Raw genomic sequence first — 23,527 nt, 5'->3', positions numbered from 1 at the left:
CCCGTTTCACCGTTCTTGATCCCCGTCCGTCTGGCTAATGGCCGATCCTCGGTCATAACACCGGCTCAAACTGTTCGAACTCGGTAGAAATCGGCGTAGACCTTCTCATTTGAAGCGACCTTCCCATCCGCCTGAGGTGGCCCGGGGCGCTATCGAACGACAGATAGCACGAGGGCGATGGATTGTTTCGGAGAGTGAGGATATATCGCTGGCGGAGCTTTTATTGGAGTATACCTTGCAGATACCCATCCGCCTCGCCTCGGGAGAACCAGCATTGGTCGGGCTGCGGCTGGATCATTCACAGCCTGACGGCCTGTTCCGCTGGATTGCGGAAGACATTTCGCCTGAGCTGACCATCACCACGACGGAAGCCGGGCGGATCGTGCAGGTCGAAGTGTCCGACGATATCGGTTTGACGCCGGGTGAAATCGGCGAGGCCTTCATACAGGCGCTCGCTGAGCGGTCGATCCAGGAGGCTGCCGGCATAGAGGTGACGGACGAGGCCATAGACGTCCGGCTCGAGCCCTTCCCATACGATCCGGAATTCATCCGGGTCGACACGAAACCATTCAATATCAGCCTCGTCTACGATATGATCAAGGACGGCGACATAAACCTGTCGCCCGACTTTCAGCGTCAGTTCGTGTGGACCGATATCGGCGCGCGGTCGCGCCTCATCGAGTCAATTATGCTGCGCATCCCGTTGCCGGTCTTCTATCTCGCGCAAGATCATGAGGGACGCCTGCAGGTCGTAGACGGCCTGCAGCGTCTGACCGTGATAAAGCAGTTTCTTGATAACGAGTTGCGCCTGCGCGACCTCGAATATTTAAAGGACGAGGAGGGCAAGGTCTTCCGCCACGACAATCCGAGGCGCTGCATCGACCAGCGTTTCCGCAAGCGGATTATGCAGACGCAGATCATGATGAACATCATCGACCCGCAGACGCCGGCGGACGTGAAGTTCGACATCTTCAAGCGTATCAATCAGGGCGGACGCCCCTTGAACGCTCAGGAGATTCGCAACTGCATGTCGTCTCCGGAGACAAGACACGTCCTGCACAGCCTGTCCCGTTCGCCCGATTTCTTGGAAGCGACCTGCTCGAGCGTCGGTACAGTGCGCATGCAGGATCAGGAGATTGCGCTTCGCTTCGCGGCGTTCCGGCTGGCGGACCTAGATCGTCAGGCGCCCTACCAGGGAAACATGGAGCGATTCCTCGATCAGACGATTGAGACGCTCAACCGAGACTCCCGCCTGTTCGATCAGCTTGTCCCCGCCTTCGAGCGCGCCATGCGCAACACCGCGCATCTCTTCGGGCCATTCGCCTTCCGAAAATGCAGCCCGCAAGACCTGGTCCCGGGTGCCCGGCGCAGGCTGGTGAACAACTCGCTCTTCACGACGTGGTCCGTGGTATTAGCGGAGCGGAGCGAGGAGGAGGTCCAGGCCGTCGAGGCGGAGAGCTTCGCCAGGGTTGTCTCCCATGAACTCCACAGGGACGCCGACTATTATGACAGCGTCTCGAACGGCACCAACGACCGGCGTCGGTTGCGCTACGCGTTCGAGAAGGCCCGGTCCCTCTGCGCGGAGCATATCGGATGATCCGCAGCATCCATCTGACCAATTTCAAATGCTTCCAGGAGGAGCGGATTCCGCTTAACCGGCTGACCGTGTTGAGCGGCGGGAATGGCGTAGGCAAGTCGAGCGTTATCCAATCGCTCCTGCTCCTCCGACAGACCAGCGACCGGGCCCGTCTCCTGAGGGGCACCGTGAGCGGTGCCGACGGCGCGCATCCGCTACTGAGCATCAAGCTAAATGACGAGTATAGGCTGAGCTTAGGCAACAGCGCTACCCTTACGAACGCGGACATCGAATCCGATATAATTGTCCTCGGGGTATCGGCGGACGGCACCGACCCGGTCCTTTGCAGATTCGAAGCGAGCAACACCAAGCCGACGACAAGCATCGCCTGCGTGGAGGCACCTGGGGACCTGCTTGCGCGTGCCAGCGCCTTCCCGATCTTCCAGCAGGAATTCCATTACCTCGTCGCGGAGCGAGTAGGCCCGCGCGACCTGCAGCCCATGGCCGACCAGTCCTTCATATCCACCGGTTACGCGGGCGAGTTCACGGCGTTCGCGATCGCTCAGGCAGAGGCCCGGATGGTGGAGCAACATTTGTGCATCGTGGCCGATTCCAGCCTTTTTCGGGTCCAACTCGAGGCCTGGATGGGACGACTCGTGCCAGGAGCGCAAATCTTCACCACATCCCATCCCGATCTCAACCGCGTGCAAATGGCGATTGGCAGGAGGGGCGCTACGGCGAAAGCACTGCCCCCGGCCAATACCGGCTTCGGGATCAGCTATGCCTTGCCGGTGGTTGTGAGCGGGCTGCTCGCGGCTCCGGGATCGATGCTCATCGTCGAGAACCCCGAGGCCCATCTCCATCCCAGCGCCCAGACCGCAATCGGTATCTTCCTCGCCTCGGTGGCCTCGACGGGTGTCCAAGTCCTTGTCGAGACACATAGCGAGAATGTCCTGAACGGTGTCCGCTTAGCCGCGCTGCGAGACATCATCCCGCATAACGATGCGAGCTTCATGTTCCTGTCGCTTGGCGAGGGGTCGGGGCAGCCGACACTCCACCCGATTACGATGGACAAGGCGGCTGAGCTCACTAGCTGGCCGCCTGGCTTCTTCGACCAGCAGGGTGCCGACCTAGCCGAGATGATGAAGGCGCGTCGAGCCCTGGCCGCACAGGCCAAGAGCTGACCGACGGGCATGCCAGCGAGCCTCATCCACAGCCTGGAACGGTATGATCCGCCACCGGACGCGACATCCGAAGCGCTGGTCGGGCGTCTCGAGGCCCTACTCATTCTCGACGGTGAGTTGCGCGAAGCCGGGTATGCGATCCATAAGGACGAATACCTCTACTATGCTGAGGTTTTCCCGGGCATCGCTCTGTACCAGATCCTCTACGAAAGTCATGAGGGTATCGGCCGGGACATGCAGCTTCTCCTCCGGCTCGCTATCGACAGGACCGTATCGACAACCATGACCGAGCTTGAGACGGTGGGCGCTGTCGGCGAGCTTGGCCCCTGGTCGGAAGAGGGGGCGCGGAGCATCAATGCGCTTGACCGATGGATCGCGGTGATGCGCGAGCAACTTAAGACATACCAGGGCGATCGAGACGGCTTTCTTCTGGAATGCCTCCAAGCGTTCCCGAATTTTGTGTTCAGCCAGCGCTTCCCCGACTGTCTTGGTACCTTCAACGGTAATCTAAACGACTTCGTCGCGGTAATCGTGTCCGCGCTCATTTCGCTTGCCGACGACATGCCGGAATGCATGGAGCAAACTACTACGCACGCGTGCATGAAGGCGTTTACCGCGATGTCGGGCTACGAGACGTCGATGGAGGGGGACGCGGACCGTAAGGACGCACTGACTTTCCAGTTCGAATGCAAGGACGGTACAGTCAGGATACTGTGCGAGCCCCATATCAAGCTCCATTGCTCGGCCCGAGCTGGTGACGCTGAATATTATTTCCATCGCATCTATTTCTCAAGTGCGGAACATGCTGAGTTCGAAGGCAAGACACTCATTGGGCATATCGGTGAACATCTGTGACATCCGAGATGGCGACCGGCGATCAGCAGTTCCCACACCCGCGCAGACGCGCACGTTCATCGCGCCGCCCACCCTAGCAGGTTCTGCGCTACTAGATTAAAACCTGCCGACGGCATCAACTGCAATCCGAAGTCCGAAGACGAATATCAGGCCGAAACTGCCGGGCAGCAAACGACGCGTTTGCGACGCTCAGCATGGCGGTCCAGTCGCGTGGAAGGGACATAGTCGGACAAGCTGCCAAACGGTTGGTTTTGGACCGTCTACGGACCTCCAGCTTCCTGCGACGATTTCGCGGACAGGACCTCAGCAATCTCCACGCAGTGCAGCGATTAGCCGTCCAGCTAGAGCAGCCGGCCTTGATGTTGCGGGAGGCTTGAGCGCGGTCGGAACGGCCAACAGCTCCGTTTAGGAAAATGATCCTTGCAGATATGGCGCTTCCGGGTCTGGCAATGTTTTGCAAGTTGCGGCAATACACGATCGTGTCCGAGATTATCCTCAATAGAAAGCTCTGGTATGCCGGACCGCGCGAGAGAGTGTCTGTCGACCAGGATTTTCTTCGGACGGACCCACGTCCCCTCATTGTTCTCGGCGAAGCGGGGATGGGAAAGTCCACACTTCTAGATCAACTGAGTGGGATCGATGGCTTTGCGGTGATGACCGCCCGCCGACTGGTCAATCTGCCGGTGCTTCCGGAAGAGATTTCGCAAGGGTCGACGCTTGTCATCGACGCGCTGGATGAGCTGTCGGCAGGCCGGGATGGCGACGCCGTCGATCTGGTGCTGCGGCATTTGGGGCCGCTAAACTTCCCTAGATTCATCCTGTCCTGCCGGGTCGCTGAGTGGCGCAGCGCGACGGCTCTCCAAGGGATTCGCGATTTCTACGCGGAAACGCCGGTCGAGCTGCATCTCGAACCCTTCGAGCGGTGGGATGCGATCGAACTTTTGATAGCACGCGTCGGTACCAAGCAGGCAGAGGCCGTTATTAGCCATCTCGAGACGCTGGGCCTTGGCGGACTTTGGGCAAATCCCCAGACGCTCGAGCTGGTCGCGCGAGTGGCGGCAGATGGCAGGCTGCCGGATTCCAAGGGCGAGTTGTTCGCAGCGGCGACGCGATTGCTCGCGCCGGAACATCGCGAGGAAAAGGCGGCAAGCAAGCTGGCGTCGCTTTCCGAAGTCGAAGTGCTCAACGCCGCCGGTGCCGGCCTTGGCGCTCTCATCCTCACCGGTCAGGAAGCGCTCTCGACAAAAGTCAATCCAGGGGCGATTGATCTCCCGCTCCGTGAGCTAGGGAAGTTGGATGGAGCGGCTCATCTCGCGGATGCACTGGATTCACGCTTGTTCGCTTCGCGCGGGATCCAGCGCTTCAGCTACGCCCACCGCGCAATCGGTGAGTTTCTAGGTGCGCGCTGGCTCGCACAATCTGCCGACAGCCCCCGCAAAAAGCGCCGAATTCTCGAACTGTTCAATGGCCATGCCCTGGTTCCGGCAAGCCTGCGGGGTACCCATGCCTGGTTGGCATGGCATAGCTCGGCGCTCGCCAACGAGATCATCGCGGCAGATCCGATGGGCATCATTGAATATGGCGATGCAGATGGGCTCGCCCCCGAACAGGCGCGCGTGCTACTTGAGGCGCTCGAAAAATTGTCGAGCGATGATCCGGCCTTCCGTACCTGGGCAGATTACCGCCCGACAGGGCTCGCCCATCCAGCACTTTTCCCAGAACTTTGCCGGATTATCGATGACAGGGATGCCGAGTTCGGCCTTCAGTTTCTGATCCTGCAAGCGCTTAAGGGCGCACCGCATGACAACGCCTTGGACAAAATGCTGGTCTCGCTTCTCCTCGACCAGGGCCGCAATTTCGCTCTGCGTAGCGAAGCAGGAAACCGCCTCGTCGAACGGCAGGTTGCATTGGACTGGCAGAAAACGATCGTCCAGTTACGGGCCGAGGCGAGCGACGACGGCGTACGCCTCGCGATCGAGCTGATGGACGAGCTTGGCTTCGGGAATTTCCACGACGAGCTGTTGGTAGATATTGTACTGGCGCAATTGGAGCGGGCCGAACGGACGGCCGGTGTCTATCACGGGCTCATCAAGAAGCTTCCTACGGAGCGCCTGCACCGGATGCTAGACGGCGTTGCCGAAGGAGCGCAAAAACTGGGTAATCGTCACGAACGGCGAAGCAATTCCTCGGTCACCGACCTCGCATTCGGCTTGCTCGCCCGAGCTCTAAACGAAACCGACGTCGCGGCAGAGCGCTTGTGGACTTGGCTACAGCGCTTCGACGGCGAGACGGGATACCAACGTGAATACCGCCAGGAAGTTTCGGACGCGCTCCGAAAACAGGATGGGCTTCGTCGTGCGGTGCAGCGCTTGGTCATTCTCGAACAGCCCGGCGAGAAAACTGCTTGGCAACGCGCATGGCGGTTGAGCGAACGCAGTCGCGGGCTTGCTCCGAACGACGACGATGTCATCCTCTTGATCGGCCTGCTCGAAGCCGACGACGATCGTTGGCGCGACATCGTCCAACTTGCGCAACATAACGCGACAGCCGGAGAAAAGGTGCGCTGCGCCGCGGAGCGCTTCACCACCGACGATCCGGAGGCGGCCGCGTGGCTGATGGCACTTTCGAAGCCAAGGATGGCCAAGTGGGAGATTGAGCAGGCGGAGCGAAGCGCCAAGCGCGAGTTGAAGCGGCAAGCCGAGCATGAAGGCCATCGCGCCAACTTTTTCCGACATATCGCGGAGATGCGTGCCGGCGATTATGGCATGGTCGTAAACCCGGCCAAGGCCTATCTGAACCTGTTTCATGACATCGGCGAAAAGGGCTCGAACGGGCCTGGCAGAATCGAAGAATGGCTCGGTCCCGAGCTGCGCGATGCCTGTCTCGAAGGATTCGAAGCGTTCTTGCAGCTCATTCCGGTGATGCCGGACGCGGCCGAGATTGCGAAAAGCCATGCCGAAGGTCGCCGGTGGGATGCAGCATACATCATCGTGGTCGCCCTAGCCGAGCGGGTGCGTACGGGCCGTGGACTGTTAGATTTGCCTGACGAACGATTGATGGCGGGGCTTTTCGAGATCCGCTTCACGCAGATCGATGACCATGCGGGCTTTCCCGAACTCGAAGCGATCCTCGCCAGTGAGCTTCGCCAGCGTGGTATCTGGGAAATGGTCCAGCGCGAATATTTCCAGCCGCAGTTCGATCACAAACGCACCCAGGTCCATGGGCTATATTCGTTGGTCCGCAGCGATGACGATGCAGCCCTTTCGGAGAAGCTTGCCCGGGAGTGGCTGGAGAGCATCCCGGACATGCCTGAGGGACCGGAATTCGAACTCATCGATCGCTTGCTGACATCCGAAGATGACCGAGCCTTTCTACAGGCGTTAGCGCGCGATCGGCTGGCGAAAGGTGGCCTGAATGAAGAGCGCCGGCATAGCTGGGAAGCGGTCGGCCTTATCATCGACTTCGAAGCAATGCGGGCCGAATTGGAATCGCGTGGGAGTATCGAACGGGAGTTGCTCTGGCATCTCCGAGCCCGGCTTGGAAACCGGTATGGTGGCGTCGGCAGGGCAGCGCTGGGCGCAGACCAGCTAGGTTGGGCAATCGCCCGGTTTCGCCGCCTCTGGCCAGTACGGCAGCGCCCTTCGACCGTCACCACAGGCGACACCAATCCATGGGATGCGACGGAATATGTTAACTCGCTGATCAATCGACTTGGGGGACACACTGACGACGCCGCTATCGCGCTACTCTCATTGCTACGGGATGAAGACCCGGATGGGTACACGTTCCATCTGCGTGTTGCTGCAGCTGATCAACGCCGCAGGCGCGTCGAGGCCGATTGGCAACCGCCGACGCTGCCGACGGTGGCATCTGCGATACGGGACATCGCGCCAACGACGCCGGAACAACTGCAGGCCATTCTAATACAAGCCTTGCGCGATGCGCAGAAGCTACTCACCGGCTCTGATGTCGATTGGTACGACGACTTCTACCGGGGCAATACACCGCAGCTTGAAGAGAAGTCGCGCGACACGGTTCTGAAAATGATCCGCCCCCTTCCGTTCGGCATCGAAGCGCTTCCCGAAGGGCATCTGGCCGACGACAAGCGGGTCGACATCCTCTGTCTGATTAATGGCGTGATGGTCCCGATTGAGATCAAGGGTCAATGGAATGCCGATCTCTGGACGGCCGCCGATCGCCAGCTCGATTTACTCTACACCAACGATTCCAGGGCCGAGCGCGGCATTTATCTGGTGTTGTGGTACGGAACCGCCAGTAACAGGCCGCCCAAGAAGCCACCGGCTGGAATTCCAACCCCGCAGTCGGCGGCCGAGCTGGAAGATGCGCTTGCGGCGCAAAGTTTGACTACGCGTCAGGGTCGAACCGAGGTCGTCGTGCTGGATCTGACGCGGCCGACGTGATGCGGCGAACGCGGCTCGAAGCGCGCATCGACGCCAGTGTGCAGGATAGTCGCGTTACCTTGCTGCACGGCCTGCCGCGTGTCGGCCGAACACGCATCGTCAATGACTGGGCAGACCGTCGGGGCGATGTAGCCATCATTTCTGCGGATGGGCAGGCCCCCGACGCCCCGATCCTCCTGTTCGATCATGTTCGCGAAGCGGATGTAGCTGGATTTCTAATGCGATTCCGCGAATATGAGGCGGCGTCCCGGCCAACCAGATTTGTCGTGGTGCCATCGAGCCTTTTCGCTACCCGTCAGCTTTCGGCTGAACTAGCCGGTGCCGTCCGTCAAATCGATGTCGAACCAATGCAACTCGAAGACTATCTGAACGAAGCGGCCAGCGTATCGGACGCACAGGGGCCAGTTTGTACGGCCTTACCCCAGCCAGTTGCAACCGATGCCGCGCCGCCAAATCATAATATTCATTGGCTTCGCGGCGGCCTTCCGCCCAGCATCAACGCCGACAGTGACGAGGCGAGCCTGACATGGCGGCGTGACATGCTGGGAGGCCTTTTCGATCGCAATTATTCGTCTTGGAGCCTCCCCACAGGTGTTTCGCTGCTGCATGTCCTACAATGGGCCGCCAACAAGCCGGGGAGCGAATTGATCGATACCGACTGCCCGAACGTGAAGAAGACCGATTTGCTTACGGCGCTGTACATACTCGATCGCCTTGGTGTCACACGCCGACTTAGCAACTACCCCGCCGGCACGAATGCCGGTATGGCCAAGAAGGAAAAGCTCTACATTCGCGACAGCGGGTTGCTCCATGCGATGATGGGCATCGCGACCGTCGAACAATTGCGGACGCACGTTGAAATTGGGGAAAGCTGGGAAAGCTACGGGCTCGAAGCGTTGATCCTCGCCGCTGGCGGCCTAGCCACGGCCCAATATTACAGGATGATGGGGGATAATGGTCAGGAGGAGATCGACCTGGTGCTTGATTTCAAACCGCGTCTAGCGCGCGTTATTGCTTGCGAATTCAAGACCAGCCCCAACAAAGAGCCGCGCCCCGGCTTCTTCAGCGCCTGCGCGAAGATCGAAGCAACCGACCGGTTCGTCGTGCACAGTGGTCCCGCCGCGGATTTGGACCACAGCGTCCATCGGCTGGACCTTACCACCGCGGTGCGCAGGATCGCTGAGACTGCCCTCGAAGCAGGGGCATAGCGAGCGTATTCAATTTCCGGAGACATAGAATGAACGGCCGCTTTCGGGATTAACTTGCCAGCGACCACACGACCGAGTTTAGGACGCGAAGCGGACATAGCGCTTCTCCCCTGTCGTTCGTTATCCAGCTTATGACTCTCCAAAGCCGACCGAGCAGAATTGTCCCATTCGCGGCCATTTTTTGACTCGTGACAAACCTACACAAATGTACTGGCGGTGCCCAGAATGTTGAGTTGCACTGAGAAGTGACCCGGGAGGGTTATAAGTTTTCACTGAGAATTGACCCATGTTTTCCTCGCCCCTGGCTGACAGTCAGGAGGCATCGGAGTGATCGACATGGACTTACTCAGTGTGATCCGCCGCTGGCATTTTCGGCAAGGCATCCCCATTCGCGAGATCAGGCGACGGACTGGATTGCCGCCAACCGCTTGCCGTTCTAGAACCCAGGTCGAACGAAACGGGGGCTGCAGTGATCACTACGACGGTATTCGAGTCCTGCACACCCAGGCAGGACATTCTCGACGGCTCTATGGCAGTGGGCGACTTCGCCGCCCGCCTCGGCTCCGTGATCTCGCGGACAGGTCCTGCCGACTATCGAGACCCCGTCCGGTTCTTCGCGAACACGTATCCGACCGCAGGCCTAAAGGAACTGCTGACGCAGGTACTCGGGCGCCTGTCCGGGCGCTCCGGATCGTCCGCCGTGTTCCGGCTCGACACCAGCTTTGGTGGCGGCAAAACGCATGGCCTGATCGGACTGGTACACGCAGCGAGGGACGGCGGCGCGATCCCCAATCTGGACGAGTTCTCCAGCGGCGTCGCTGCGCCATCCGGCGTTCGGGTCGCAGCGTTCGATGGCGAGGCTTCGGACCCGTCGAACGGCCGCGCGATGGGAGACGGCATCCGCGCCTTCACCCCCTGGGGCGAGATCGCCTATCAGATCGGCGGATTGGCCGGTTACGAACTCGTCCGGCGCTCGGACGAGATGCGACGCGCGCCCGGCGCGGACACCATCGCAGAGCTGTTCGGCGACGCGCCGGTCCTCGTGGTGCTCGACGAGCTCGGTGAGTATCTTCGCAAGTGCCCCGACGCTTTTGGCCGGGACCAACTGGCCGCGTTCCTCAAGGCGCTCTTTTCGGCGATCGACGGCAGCGCGCGAGCATCCGTCGTCTTCACCCTCGCGGTGCGCCCCGATGGCCGCGCCACTGATGCGTTCGCGCGTGAGAACGAGGAGATTTCTCGGATCGTCGGCGAGCTGGAGAGCGTCTCGGGACGCAAGGCAACGATCCTCAACCCGACTAGCGACGACGAGACGGCGGCGGTGCTGCGCCGGCGTCTTTTCGAGCGCGTCGACGTCGCCGCCGACACTGTCGACGCCTATTGCGCTCTTTGGACCGACAACCGTGAGCGGATCGATGTGCACCATCAGGGTGGCGAAGCTCGGACGGCACTGGAGGGCAGCTATCCGTTCCATCCCGATCTGCTCGACACACTCACTGGCAAGACCGCGACGCTCGCCGACTTCCAGCGCGTCCGCGGCATGCTGCGCATCCTGGCCAAGACGATCGCCAGTGTGTGGGCGAAACGCCCGCAGGACGCCGCCCTGATCCACACTCACCACGTAGATCTGGGCGAGGAGGGCATACGTCGCGAGTTCACCACGCGTCTCAACCAGACCCAATACGACTCGGCGATCCTCAACGACATTGACGGTAAGGCCGGCCGGCCTGCGCTCGCGGTGTCGATCGACACCGAACGCTTCTCTGGACTTCTACCGTATGCCAGCTACGTCGGCCGGACGATCTTCGTGCACACGATGGCCTACAACAACGAGCTGCGCGGTTTATCCTCAGCGCACCTGCGCTACTCGATTCTGTCGCCGTGGGCGGATCTGAACTTCATAACGTCGGCGGAAGCCGCATTCATCCAGGGATCGGCCTATCTGGACGACCGCCCGGGGGCGCCGCTGCGGTTCAACGCGGAGGCGAACCTTACCCAGATCATCGCGCGCGAGGAGCGCGGCGTCGAGGCGGACGCCCTGCGGATCGAGCTCGACAGCCGCATCAAGGATGTCTTCGTCAGCAACACCGGTTCATTCGAGACGATCACCTTCCCGGCTGGCGCGTTCGATGTCCCCGACGACATGGGCGACGGCAAGCCCCGGCTCGCCATCATCCATCACCAGGCGCTCGACATCGGCGGCAGCATCGACGAAGTGCCCGAGCTCATCGCGACCATGTATCGACGGAAGGGCCAGGACGCGGCAGGGCTGCGCCAGCTGCAGAACAATGTCGTCTTCCTCGTCGCCGACGAACGCCACGCGCTGCACATGGCGGCGACCGTGTCGCGCCACCTCGCACTGCGCGAACTGCGACGCCCAGAGCGGCTCGGTGAGCTGGCCGACCATCAGCAAGCGCAGGTGGTGGAGCTGGGCCGTCGCTCAGAGGCGGACATCGCGATCGCCATCCAGCAGAGCTACCGCCACCTGTTCTACCCGTCGCGCACCGCGCTAGGCGGCGGCAACGTTACGCTCGATCTCGCGACGATCGACCAGACCTCGGCTTCCGAGCGCCCTGGGTCCGGACAGACCCAGATCGTTCGCCAGCTTGCGTCGATCGGCAAGCTGAAGGCGGCCGAGGATCAGCCGGACCAGCCCTCCTACATCCGCGACCGCACGCCGCTGAAGCGGAACGGGCAGATGACGGCCGCTGACCTGCGCGCCGAGTTCCGGCGCGACCCCGCACTGCCGATGCATGTCGGCGACGATCCCTTCAAGAAGCTGGTGATCAAGGGCATCAACGACGGTATCTACGTTTACCAGCGCGAGGGCCTCACTGCTGGCAAAGGCGATCCAGTTCCGTCGATCGTGATCGACGATGGGTCGATCATCTCGACTGCCGAGTTCGCCCGAGACCATGGCATCTTCCCTCGGCGCGAGGCGACGACGCCAACAGCACCCGTGGACGGGATCCCAGGCGGCGGAGTAACCGGCGACCCGCGCGTGCCGGGCAGCACCTCGCCGGAAGGCACAGCCACGATCGCCACACCGTCCGGGGGTGGGGGGGCATCGACGGCACCCGTCGACGGCGGATCGGCCGCTCCCTCAAATCCTAATGTCCAGTCGTTCAACGGAGAGGGTGTGCTGAAGGACGCTCTGTCGACGGTGTTCCAAAAGGCGCGGAGCGCGAGAGTGGGAAACGTCTCGACCCTGGCGATCACGCCCTTCGACCCCGCCCACTTCTACCTACTCCTCAACGTCGTCGAGAGCGTGCCGGGCGCGACGCGGAAAGCGGTCGCGAGCATTGAGTTCGAGACGGCCGGCGGATCGACCATATCCGTCAGCATCGACGGCACCGTCGGCGACGCCAAGCAGACGCGCGACTATGTCGAACCGCAGCTCCGAGCCGCGACCGACCGTCATGTCACGGCCAACATCTCGCTGACTTTCGCGGACGGCCTGGCGCTCGGCGGGGATGAGCCCGAGAAGATCATCGAACGGCTCACGAAGTTCGGTACAGCGGCCGCGTTCGTCGAAGTCACAGCGGAGGCATGAGGCAATGGCAACCATCAAGACACAGGCGGCAGGCGTGACGCTGCCGACCATCGAGCCATCATACGAGGTCCGCGCCCGTCGCCTCCCGGCCAACGAGCTACAGGTCGAGATCTGGCAGCTTCCTTCGCCAGCAAGTCCACACATCCACTTGCCGCAGCGCGTGGCCGGCCTCGCCGGACGCAACCTGGAGATCAACCAGGTGCGCATCCTCAAGAAACTAAAGGACGCCGGCATCAGGCTCGAGGTCATGCCGATAGATGGCATGCGCGCTCCGATCCGCGAGGATGCAGCGCTCCGACTGGCGCTACTGTTCCGCGTCCTGGCCCCGATGCGCTCGCGCACAGCAATGGTTGGCGTCGTGGACGGCATCGAGGCGATGGCGCGGCAGGAGGCCGCCTACTGGCTGGGCATGGCCGTCCACCGCAAGAACCCGCGCCGCGTGCTTACCGCGCTCCGCATCCTGCTTACCGCGCCCGCGCGCTGAACCGTTAGGTTACCGGTATGTCCACAACCCGCCTGATCGAACGCTGGCTGCCAATTGCTGACCTCAGTGAAGAAAGCACACGCGAGCGCAGGTCTATGACGGCTTTGCCTCCGATCTACTATCTTCACGTATGGTGGGCCCGACGTCCGCTTGTTGCATCGCGCGCCGCCATCCTGGCGTCGATTCTTCCTGCTGATACAGACCACGAGGCCTTTAAGTTCGCCCTCGGAATCCATGGCGAGCCAGCCGCGACCAAGGTTAAAATTGACTGGGCGAAGCGCAACAAAGTGGACTTGGGTCCGAATCCTTACGGCTACATTCGCGCATTTCAATATGATCCCCAGCCAGATGCGCGACGTCTGTTGCCGCACCTTCAAGACATCCGACTCCTTGATCCCACTGCAGGTGGCGGGGCAATTCCGTTGGAAGCCGCACGCCTTGGAATGCACGCCCACGCGAACGACCTGAACCCCGTCGCAGCTCTGATAATGAAGGCGACCATCGAGCTTCCGATACTTTTCGGCAAGGAACTCGTCACGGAATACAACGCCTTAGTTGAGCGCTTTCTCGCACGCTGCGAAATTGAATTCGCCGAAGTGTATCCAAAAGAGGATCCGGGCACTCAAATATTAGGTTACCTATGGGCTAGGACCATCAGCTGCCCATATTGCGCAGGTGTGGTGCCACTGTCGCCTAATTGGAATATTGGGCCAGACGCAGCGGTCGCGCTAACCCCGCACGTGGGTGCAGGCCCCGGTGCCAGCGATCGCCGCTGCACATTTTCGATCGTTGCGCCCGAGGAGCAAAGCGCTGGAACAGTGGCGTCCGGAGACGCTGTGTGCGTCTACTCGGACTGTGGCCGGGCGATCGATGGTGATGAGGTCAAACGGCAGGCCCAAGACGGCGGATTGGGCGAACAACTGATCGCAATCCCCTTCAAGCGTAAAGAAGTCACAAGAGATGGAAAAGGTAAAAACAAGAATCTGGTGGTTCGGGGATATCGGGCTCCGTCGGAACACGACGATAATTCCCAGCAAGTGCGAGCTCTACTCGAAAGTAAGTTGAGCGAGTGGGAGGCCCGCAACATTCTTCCTGTAGAGGAAATTCCGGTCGGGAGTAAGACCGACGAAGCACGCCGGTATGGGATGCTGCATTGGAAAGATCTTTTTTCCCAGAGACAGATTCTTGCACAAGGCATCTGCGTTCAAGCATATCAAGACTTACTTGACGAAGATCGAGATTCTTCCGCACTCAGTCCGTTGCGTCAGGCGGCCTTCGTCTATCTCGCGCTTGGGTTAGATAAGTTGCGTGATTACAATTCCCGGATGACCCGTTGGCACTCGAAGCGCGAGACGATTGTAAACACATTCGATCGACATGACTTCGCGTTCAAATGGTCATACGCCGAAATGCCCCATTGCGTTCAGGGATTGGGGCTTTCGTGGGCAATCAAGAACACCGGAAAGGCGCTTCGTGAACTTTGTATTCTCGTTGGCGAGGATGCCACGGATGATCTTTTTTCCAAGTCATCTGTTCGATCAGGTTCCGTTGAGATCACTAACCAGTCGGGCGCTGCGCTCGATTCAGTTGCTGATCGATCGGTAGACGTGATCGTCATGGACCCCCCCTATGGGGCGAACGTAATGTATGCCGAACTATCGGATTTTTTCTATGTGTGGCTTAAGCGAACCGCAGGCTTAGTTTATCCTCAAACCTTCACTCGTCGACTGACCGACAAGCAAGCAGAAGCAGTCGCCAACGTCGCCCATTTCAAAGGTGAGAAGGGTGCAGCTAAGTTCGCGGAGCGAGACTATCGGTTCAAGATGGAAGGCATATTCGCCGAATGCCGCAGGACGCTTAAAGACGATGGCATCATGACCGTCATGTTCACGCACAAGGATACCGGAGCCTGGGACGCTCTCGCCATGTCACTAATGGACGCGGGTTTCGTAATCACTGCTTCGTGGCCGGTAAATACCGAGGCAACCGGTTCACTCCACATCAAGGACAAGGCGGCGGCCAATTCCACGATCTTCCTCGTGTGCCGTCCGCGCCAAGAGGTGCAGGGCAACGCCGTCTACTGGGAGGACATCGAACCCGAGGTCGCCCGGGCTGTTCGCGCCCGTGTCGGCGAGTATCAGGCGGCCGGCATCTCCGGCGTCGATCTCTACCTCGCCAGCTTCGGCCCAGCCCTCGAAGCGTTCTCACGCCACTGGCCATTGACGCGCGGCACGCCCGCGCCTGAACCGAAGCGCAAGCGTCGGACGCAGGCCGACATGTTCGAGGAGTTCGACCCCTACGCCGTCCGCCCCGAAGACGCACTCCACGCCGCGCGGCGTGAGGTTAAGGCATGGCGGCTTGCGCAGCTGGCCTCCGCTAAGGCCCAGGCCGACATGGATGCGCCAACCGCATTCTACGTGCTGGCCTGGGACGCTTTCAAGGCGGTCAGCTTCCCCTATGACGAAGCACTGCGGCTCGCCCGCGCCGTCGGCGTCGATCTAGAAGAGCAGGTCGTTGGCCGATTGGCGGAGAAGAAGGCGTCAGAGATCAAGCTGTGGGACTCGGCCACTCGCATCGCTAAGGGCGCGATCGGGCCGGCGGACGGTGCACGAGGAATGATCGACGCTCTGCACCACGCCGCCCACACCGTGCGCATGCGCGGGGTCGAGGCTGCGGTGGAGCAGCTAGAAAAGGCCAGCATCGCACAGGACGACGAGTTCAAGGTCGCATTGGAGGCCCTGCTGGAAGTCCTCCCACCATCCAAGACGTTCTCGGGCATCGAGGCGGACAAGGCAATCAAGCCCGCCGCAGACGACTTCGACGCACTCGAGACCCTGCGACGTATCGCCTACGAGAACGAGATCGGCGAGCCCCAGCAGCTAGAGCTCTACCGCGAGATGATTGCGGCCAAGTAGATGCTGCTGTCAGACCGCCCCTGGAAGCTAAAATACAGCCGCGAGGACGGCGACCTTATGTCGCGCTTCTACGTACCGGCCCTGTCCACCGCGATCCGCTACGACAGGACGACTGGATACTTCCGCGCGGGAAGCCTCGCGCTTGCCGCCCGCGGCATCGAGCATCTCGCTCGCAACAACGGCAACATGCGGTTGCTGGTCGGCTGCACGCTCGACGAGGGCGAGGTTGACGCGATCGAGCGTGGAACGTCGATGACAGACGTCATCGCGGCCAAGACCGACCTCGCATTGCCGGAGACTGCTGGCACCAGCGAGCGCGAGGCGCTGGAACTGCTCGCATGGATGGTAGGCCGGCGTATTCTGGATGTGAAGGTCGCGGTTCCATGCGACGGGCGGACACGCAAACTGACGATGGGCAGCGCCATCTTCCACGAGAAGGCAGGCATCATCGAGGACAAGACTGGTGCCAAGCTGGCCTTCGTGGGCTCGATCAACGAGACCGTGCAGGGCTGGATGCACAACGGCGAGACGTTCCACGTCTACACCTCCTTTGGCGACGCCCATCAGTATGTGGTGGCCGAGCAGGAGGCGTTCGATACCTACTGGAAGGACGAGGCGACACACACGCGCGTCTACGACATTCCAACGGCGTTGAAGGACGATCTGCTGCGCTTCCTGCCTCCCGACAATCAGCTGCCGCAGCGGCTTCGCCGGTTCGAGGAGGTGGGCGAGCACGAGCAAACGGAAATCGCAGCCCCTCCGCCCCTCCCCGCGGTCGACATGGACGCCGAGCGTCGAGCGCTCTGGGATCGAATCCGCACGGCCGCAGGCGCGCCGGCAGGCGGCATCTGGGTGGGTGAGGCCACTAGCCCGATGGAGGCCTGGCCGCATCAGCGCCGAGCTTTCCTGCGAATGTATGGCGACACGCCCGACCATGCGGCCCGGCTTCTGATCGCCGACGAGGTCGGTCTCGGAAAGACAGTGCAGGCGGGCCTGCTCATTCGACAGGCTTGGATGGCGGGCCGTCTCGGTCGGGGCATCATCCTCGCGCCTGCGAACGTTTGCTCGCAGTGGCAGGCGGAGCTGAGGGAGAAGTTCGCGCTGGACTGGCCGATCTACGACGGACACTGCCTTCGGCGATACGATCCGGTCACTCAGAATTACACGGCCACGGAGGTCTCGCGGCAGGACTGGTCTGCCGAACCGTTCGTGATCATGTCGAGCCACCTCGCCCGCCGTCGCGACCGCCGACCCGAACTCCTGGAGGTAGCACCCTGGGACCTGGTCATCGTTGACGAGGCCCACCATGCCCGCAACAAACGGACGGGCAACCGTGTCGAGGCGAACATGCTCATGCGGCTGCTTCGCGACCTGCGCGCGCGAACCAGCGGCCTGGTCCTCCTCTCCGCGACTCCGCTCCAGACCCACGCGCTGGAGCTCTACGATCTCCTGTCCCTTCTCGGACTGCCGGCGGAATGGGACGCCGCCTCCTACGAGCGATATTTCGAGGCTCTCGGACAGGGCCACATCCCAGTCGACCGCTTCGAGGAGTGCGCCCGGCTGTTCAGATCGACCGAGGCGTTTCACGGCTTGTTGTCGGAGGATCGCGCGGCACGCCTGGGCGGGGATGGCGGCCAACGACTCTCTAACCTGCGCACACGCCGCATCCTCGGCGCGCTTCGCGGTCAGGCATCGATCCCGCGCCGTCAGTTAAACGCCGAGGACCGGCAGGCGGCCGTCAGGGTGATGAAGCGCTGGACACCGGTCGCAGCATTGATGTCCCGCCATACCCGCGCACTGCTCCGCCGCTACCAGGCCGAAGGAAAGCTGGAGGCTCGCATCGCCACCCGCTACGTTACCGACCGCTTCATCAACATGGATCAGGCAGAACGCGACATCTACGAGCGGGTCGAGGACTTTCTGCGCCAAGCATATGCGCAGGCGGACCAGAGCCAACGCAACGCCATCGGCTTCATCCTAACCATCTACAGGAAGCGCCTCTCCTCCAGCTTCTCCGCGCTAGCGCGCAGCCTTCAGGGGCGTCTCGACAGAAGCGTTGAGGACGACCAATTCGACCTTGAGGAAAGCGGCATCGAAACCGAAACCGACGAAGTTGAAAACACCGAGGCAGAGGCCCGGCGCATGCTGGAGGGCGCGGCCATCGCCGATATCCTCGCCGACGTGGCAAAGCTGCCGATCGACACGAAGACCAGGGCGCTGAAAGCCGAACTCGACCAGCTGAAGATGGACGGCTTCGACCAGACGATGGTGTTCACCGGCTACACGGACACGATGGACGGCGTGCGGGACTGGCTGGCGGAACAGACGGGCCGCGAGGTAATCTGCTACTCGGGCCGCGGAGGCGAGGTACGCACGCCGGATGGTGCCTGGAAGCTCGTTTCGCGTGCCGAGATCAAGGAGCGCTTCCGCAACGGCAGAGGCGATATCCTGCTGTGTACAGACGCCGCCGCCGAGGGCCTGAACTTCCAGTTCTGCGGCTCGCTGATCAACTACGACATGCCTTGGAATCCCATGCGGGTCGAGCAGCGCATCGGCCGCATCGACCGGCTCGGCCAACGCTTCGAGCGCATCCGCATCGTCAACCTGCACTACAGGGACACGGTCGAGACAACGGTCTACCTAGCGCTGTCGAGCCGCATCAAGCTGTTCGAGAATATGGTCGGAGGACTGCAGCCGATCCTCTCCGCCATCAGCCGAGAGATCGGACCGATCGCACTCGCTGGCGGCCACGTTGACATCGACGCGATGGTCGCGAAGACGATCGACCAAGTCGAAACCCCGGCGGTGGACATCGACGACCTCGGCGAGCTCGAGGACATGCCGGAGATCGGCACACCTGCGCTGTCACTTGCCGACCTCGCCCGTGTCGTCGGCGAACACCGTCTACTGCCGTCCGGCTATACGATGGGCGCCCTCGGAAGCGACGACTTCGCGGTGGAGCAGCCGGATTCGCGGAGGCGGGTCCGCTGCACCCTATCCCGCGACTTCTACAGTAAGCACTTCGATCACACCGACTTTTGGACTCCTGGCAGCGCGGCTTTCCCGCTGGAGGGGCGTCCGAGCGGGACTTTAGCATGACGGCGAAACCCGCCGGCAGCGAAACGACGTTCGACGCGTACTTAGGCAGTGCAACGCGACATCTTGCTAAAGGGAATGGCAACATGCCTTCGGTTGGCACTATCATCGCCGTCCGTTTTTGTTATCTGGGCTTGATGAACGAACCGCAGCTTTCAGGATCTGCCAGTCCGCCATCTAGCGGCTGTCATATGGCCCATATCAGACATGTGACCAATTACCACTTTTGTCACGACTTCCATGTCGCCGCCGGATGGTTTGTTATTCGAATGCCGGTTCGATGAAATTCGCTTTAAGCCTCTCCGAAATCCTTTTTCGATCTGTGCTCTGATATAAAAAACCGCATAATAGACTGGGCGGAACCTCGTGTCGTCGGGCATATTCCAACTCACCGGCCATCAATGATCTCTCGTGTCGCGAAATGCGCGTGTCCTCATTGTACACGCACATCAATAAGGCATGGAAGATGTTGGAGAGAGCATCAGGCCGGGTAGTTCGGGTATCTCGCATATCGTTGACAAATTCTTCTATTCGCCAAGAAGGGGGATGGAGAAACATCCGCCATCCTAACGCGTAAATCTCACGCCGTAAGAAATTTTTCGCCGACTCATTGCGCGTGTTTGAGCCGTCGTAAAAGCTAACCTTCGCCGTCAGTCTGCAATCATATTCAGTCCATATTTCAAGAAGAATTGCCGACGTTTTCTTTCGACTCAAAGGCATATTTGCCTCCCAATCAAAACTCCTGACATATGCACCGATAAGTTTCATCGCTTCCATCCGCCTCCGAACTCGCTGCTCAATGTCATCCTAAATTCACAACATTAAAGTTGGCAACCTAGTTTTGTGGCAAATGTAGTTGCCAGCGTGCATCAGCGTTTCGGGACGTTCGCAGGGTTCCTCTCAGTCCTCGAAGCTTCTGGGTGTCCGGAGTCTTCAGTGGGAGCCCTGACACCCTCCTATGAGGAAATCTAGACCGAAAGCGGCAGCTTTTCGGGTTGAAGAAGTCTGTGCGAAAGGAAAAGTCGTGAAGCCATTATTTATCTCTGTCAAAGACCTTTGTTCACTACTCGGCATAGGGCGTACCAAAGCCTATGAGCTTTTAAGTAGCGGCAGCATCCAATCTGCCCATATCGGCCGTCGCCGAATGGTATATCGAAAAAGCGCAAAGAATTTCGCGGACAGTGTTCCTTCATGCAGGGAAAACGCTGATGGGGCGTCGTAACTTTGTGGATGTCCCTATGCCCCCAAAGGCATTCCGGCTCGATACCAAAAAAGTCCGGCAGAAATTCAATATGAATTTTGAGACTGAGGAGGACGCAAGACGTGAAGACCTCACCCGCGTAAAGTCTATACGTATAGCCGCTCACCAACGCGAAAAATGGGAGAGAAAAAGGAAAAAGCGCCTCGCCACTAAGCTGGACGATGAAGCTCTGTCTAATTCCATGGCCTCCTCGCGCTATATGAGGGACCTTCGGCTTCGTGTGTGTGGCCAGCTCTGGCGAATGATCGCGGCCTCCGAAATTCCAGATGTTCGCTGTTTTACCCTTATTCCGCGGGATTGGGAGTTTGCCGCGGGCTCACTGCATACGTTTTGCCCCAGGACCGCGTTAAGCAGGCTGCGGAGCATGCTTTATCGACGTGGGGCAAACATTGCTGACGGTTTTTTCTATGCCGCTATCCATGGCGAATTCGATCCTTCCGACTGTGGATCGGCGTGCAAAAGGGACCCCGTTAGCGGGGTGATCGGCGTCTAAAAGGGACCCCTCATTTCGATGGTTTAAGCAGCTTCCTGGATTTTCAGGCGGCGAGATCGGGATGTTGGTTTTGGAGACAGTTTTACGGATCCGGCGTGAGTATGCCGGAGGCAAGGCGATCAAGGCGATCGCGCGGGACCTGCATGTGTCGCGGAAGGTCATCCGCAAAGCGGTCCGAGCGCCGGAGGGCGCCTTTGATTATCAGCGCAAGGTTCAGCCGCTGCCCAGGATCGGTCCGTTTCAGGATCGCCTCAACACGCTGCTGGAAGAGAACGAGCTGCGCGGCAGGCGTGACCGGCTGCGGATGACGCGGATCCATGATCTGTTGGTGCGCGAAGGCTTTGAGGGATCCTACGATGCCGTGCGGCGCTACGCGGCGCGATGGAAGTTGGAACGGCGCAAAGATGCCGGCGATGGTGTCACGGCCTTCATCCCGCTGATGTTCAGGCCAGGCGAGGCCTACCAGTTCGACTGGAGCCATGAAGATGTTGAGATCGCCGGGGCACCGATGCGGGTGAAGGTCGCGCATATGCGACTGTGTGCCTCACGCGCGGTCTATGTCCGGGCTTATCCTCGTGAGAGCCAGGAGATGCTGTTCGACGCGCATGCGCGGGGCTTTGATTTCTTCGGCGGCGTGCCAGGGCGCGGCATCTACGATAATATGAAGACGGCTGTGACGAGCGTGTTCACCGGCAAGGAACGCGTCTTCAACCGGCGGTTCCTGATCATGACCGACCATTATATGGTCGAGCCCACGGCCTGCTCGCCTGCGGCGGGATGGGAGAAGGGTCAGGTCGAGAACCAGGTGCAGACGATCCGGGGTCGCTTCTTCCAGCCCCGGTTGCGGTTCGCCAGTCTCGAAGAGCTCAATGGCTGGCTGGAGGCCGAGTGTCGGCGCTGGGCGGAACGGCAGCCCCATCCCGAACAGGGAGAGCTGACCGTGGCGCAGATGCTGGAGATCGAACGATCTGCGCTGCAGCCGATGCTGGGACCGTTCGACGGCTTCAATGAGAGCGAGCATGCCGTGACCGGCACCTGCCTGATCAGCTTCGACCGCAACCGCTACTCGGTGCTCTCGACGGTGGCACGACGCACGGTGCAGGTCCGCGCCTATGCCGATCGCATCGTCGTTCGCTGCGGCGAAGAGGTTGTCGCTGAACATCCTCGCTACTTTGGGCGCAACCGCACGATCTATGACCCCTGGCATTATCTGCCAGTGCTGGCCCGCAAGCCTGGCGCGCTGCGGAACGGTGCCCCCTTCCAGGACTGGGATCTGCCACCGGCGCTTGCCCGCCTGCGCCGCAAGCTGGGTAATGGCGACGATGCCGATCGCCGGTTCGTCCGTGTGTTGTCGGCCGTACTGACCGATGGCCTGGAGCCTGTCGAAGCCGCTGTGCGTGAGGCACTGGCGACGGGCACGGCAAGCGACGACCTGATCCTCAACATCCTGGCACGACGCCGGGAACCCCCGCGTCCGCTGACGATCATCACCTCCGAGGATAGCGCTTTGCGCCATCCCCCGATCGCCGACTGTGCCCGTTACGACCAGTTGAGGACCTTCGATGCAGCGGCATGACATGATCGAGGCCATGCGCGGGCTTGGCCTCAAGGGCATGGCAGGCGCGTTCGACGATGCCGTCACCACCGGCATTCAGCGCCAGCGCACCACCATGGAGATACTGACCGATCTTCTGAGGGTGGAGGCGACGCATCGTCATGCCGCGTCGATCCGATACCGGATGGCCGCTGCCAGGCTGCCCGTCGTGAAGGACATCGACGCCTTCCGGTTCGAGGGTACCCCAATCAACGAGGGGCTGGTGCGTTCATTGCACAGCGGCACGTTCCTGCCCGCACGGCGCAATATCGTCCTGGTCGGCGGCACAGGCACAGGAAAGACCCATCTGGCCATCGCCATCACCGCCAATGTTGTGCGCTCCGGCGCCCGGGGCCGCTACTTCAACACGGTCGATCTGGTGACCCGCCTCGAAGAGGAGGCCAGGATCGGCAAGAGTGGCGCTCTCGCCGCCCAGCTATCCCGTCTCGATCTGATCGTACTCGACGAACTGGGCTATCTGCCGTTCGCCCGATCGGGCGGCCAGTTGCTGTTCCACCTGATCAGCAAACTCTATGAGCAGACCAGTGTCATCATCACCACCAACCTCGCCTTTGGCGAGTGGCCCACCGTGTTCGGCGATCCCAAGATGACAACCGCGCTCCTGGATCGCGTCACCCATCATTGCGACATTGTCGAGACCGGCAATGACAGCTGGCGCTTCAAAAACCGCAGCTGATCCGCCCCAGCGGCAATCAATTAAAAGATGCTTTGCGCTGCGCGCGCCTCCGGTCGGGCTACGCCCTCCCTACGCCGCGCGCAGCGCAAGGAAGAGCGTCACATCAATGTTCCGCCATCCTGACAGGGGGTCCCTTTTGCGCGCTGATAAGGGGTCCCGTTTGGACGCCGATTGACACTTCCGACAGGAAATA

General features: G+C 60.8%; 13 protein-coding genes. All 13 read left to right on the top strand.

Annotation, left to right across the window (positions count from 1 at the left end; all coding sequences use genetic code 11):
• Positions 1–235: 235 nt before the first annotated feature.
• Positions 236–1,597 (top strand): GmrSD restriction endonuclease domain-containing protein, encoded by a 1,362-nt coding sequence (locus tag BSY17_RS12560; RefSeq protein WP_150125789.1) that lies wholly within the window; start codon positions 236–238, stop codon positions 1,595–1,597.
• A complete protein-coding gene (locus tag BSY17_RS12555) occupies positions 1,594–2,760 on the top strand; it encodes an AAA family ATPase (RefSeq protein ID WP_069065755.1) in 1,167 nt (388 codons plus the stop codon). The genes BSY17_RS12560 and BSY17_RS12555 overlap by 4 nt, the downstream gene beginning before the upstream one ends.
• 9 nt (positions 2,761–2,769) lie before the next feature.
• Positions 2,770–3,615, top strand: a complete 846-nt coding sequence (locus BSY17_RS12550) for a hypothetical protein (protein ID WP_069065754.1) — start codon at positions 2,770–2,772, stop codon at positions 3,613–3,615.
• Positions 3,616–4,028: 413 nt separating this feature from the next.
• The gene (locus BSY17_RS12545) at positions 4,029–8,036 is read left to right on the top strand and encodes an NACHT domain-containing protein (RefSeq protein WP_171899236.1); all 4,008 of its coding nucleotides are present in this window, start codon (positions 4,029–4,031) and stop codon (positions 8,034–8,036) included.
• A gap of 59 nt (positions 8,037–8,095) precedes the next feature.
• Entirely contained in the window at positions 8,096–9,244 is a 1,149-nt protein-coding gene (locus tag BSY17_RS12540) for a DUF4143 domain-containing protein (protein WP_171899235.1), read from the top strand.
• 529 nt (positions 9,245–9,773) lie between these two features.
• The gene (locus tag BSY17_RS12535; RefSeq protein ID WP_237236295.1) at positions 9,774–12,794 is read left to right on the top strand and encodes an ATP-binding protein; all 3,021 of its coding nucleotides are present in this window, start codon (positions 9,774–9,776) and stop codon (positions 12,792–12,794) included.
• A 4-nt stretch (positions 12,795–12,798) separates the two neighbouring features.
• Positions 12,799–13,278, top strand: coding sequence for a DUF7680 family protein (locus BSY17_RS12530; protein WP_069065751.1), 480 nt, complete (start codon positions 12,799–12,801; stop codon positions 13,276–13,278).
• 17 nt (positions 13,279–13,295) lie between these two features.
• On the top strand, positions 13,296–16,193 hold the full coding sequence (locus BSY17_RS12525; protein ID WP_069065750.1) for a DUF1156 domain-containing protein: 2,898 nt from the start codon (positions 13,296–13,298) through the stop codon (positions 16,191–16,193).
• Positions 16,194–19,292: a DEAD/DEAH box helicase gene (locus BSY17_RS12520; RefSeq protein ID WP_069065749.1), complete on the top strand. Its 3,099-nt coding sequence runs from the start codon at positions 16,194–16,196 to the stop codon at positions 19,290–19,292. It abuts the gene before it with no gap.
• A complete protein-coding gene (locus BSY17_RS21325; RefSeq protein ID WP_150125786.1) occupies positions 19,289–19,573 on the top strand; it encodes a hypothetical protein in 285 nt (94 codons plus the stop codon). Before BSY17_RS12520 ends, BSY17_RS21325 begins: the two co-directional genes overlap by 4 nt.
• A gap of 674 nt (positions 19,574–20,247) precedes the next feature.
• Positions 20,248–20,511: a helix-turn-helix domain-containing protein gene (locus BSY17_RS20965; RefSeq protein ID WP_083217118.1), complete on the top strand. Its 264-nt coding sequence runs from the start codon at positions 20,248–20,250 to the stop codon at positions 20,509–20,511.
• Positions 20,512–21,104: 593 nt separating this feature from the next.
• Positions 21,105–22,619 carry an IS21 family transposase gene (gene istA / locus BSY17_RS12510; protein WP_037474355.1) on the top strand — a complete coding sequence of 505 codons (1,515 nt, stop codon included), beginning with the start codon at positions 21,105–21,107 and terminating at the stop codon, positions 22,617–22,619.
• Entirely contained in the window at positions 22,606–23,334 is a 729-nt protein-coding gene (gene istB / locus BSY17_RS12505) for an IS21-like element helper ATPase IstB (RefSeq protein WP_069064140.1), read from the top strand. Before istA ends, istB begins: the two co-directional genes overlap by 14 nt.
• Positions 23,335–23,527 lie beyond the last annotated feature (193 nt).

The organism is Sphingobium sp. RAC03 (assembly GCF_001713415.1).
In the GTDB taxonomy this organism is placed as follows: domain Bacteria; phylum Pseudomonadota; class Alphaproteobacteria; order Sphingomonadales; family Sphingomonadaceae; genus Sphingobium.
This window is presented reverse-complemented; position numbering and strand designations above follow the sequence as displayed.

Excerpts from the sequence above, each read along its gene's own strand:
- BSY17_RS12555 (WP_069065755.1), top strand. The coding sequence starts at position 1,594 with ATGATCCGCAGCATCCATCTGACCAATTTCAAATGCTTCCAGGAGGAG.
- BSY17_RS12550 (WP_069065754.1), top strand. The coding sequence starts at position 2,770 with ATGCCAGCGAGCCTCATCCACAGCCTGGAACGGTATGATCCGCCACCG.
- BSY17_RS12545 (WP_171899236.1), top strand. The coding sequence starts at position 4,029 with ATGATCCTTGCAGATATGGCGCTTCCGGGTCTGGCAATGTTTTGCAAG.
- BSY17_RS12535 (WP_237236295.1), top strand. The coding sequence starts at position 9,774 with ATGGCAGTGGGCGACTTCGCCGCCCGCCTCGGCTCCGTGATCTCGCGG.
- BSY17_RS12530 (WP_069065751.1), top strand. The coding sequence starts at position 12,799 with ATGGCAACCATCAAGACACAGGCGGCAGGCGTGACGCTGCCGACCATC.
- BSY17_RS12525 (WP_069065750.1), top strand. The coding sequence starts at position 13,296 with ATGTCCACAACCCGCCTGATCGAACGCTGGCTGCCAATTGCTGACCTC.
- BSY17_RS12520 (WP_069065749.1), top strand. The coding sequence starts at position 16,194 with ATGCTGCTGTCAGACCGCCCCTGGAAGCTAAAATACAGCCGCGAGGAC.
- BSY17_RS21325 (WP_150125786.1), top strand. The coding sequence starts at position 19,289 with ATGACGGCGAAACCCGCCGGCAGCGAAACGACGTTCGACGCGTACTTA.
- BSY17_RS20965 (WP_083217118.1), top strand. The coding sequence starts at position 20,248 with ATGAGGAAATCTAGACCGAAAGCGGCAGCTTTTCGGGTTGAAGAAGTC.
- istA (WP_037474355.1), top strand. The coding sequence starts at position 21,105 with ATGTTGGTTTTGGAGACAGTTTTACGGATCCGGCGTGAGTATGCCGGA.
- istB (WP_069064140.1), top strand. The coding sequence starts at position 22,606 with ATGCAGCGGCATGACATGATCGAGGCCATGCGCGGGCTTGGCCTCAAG.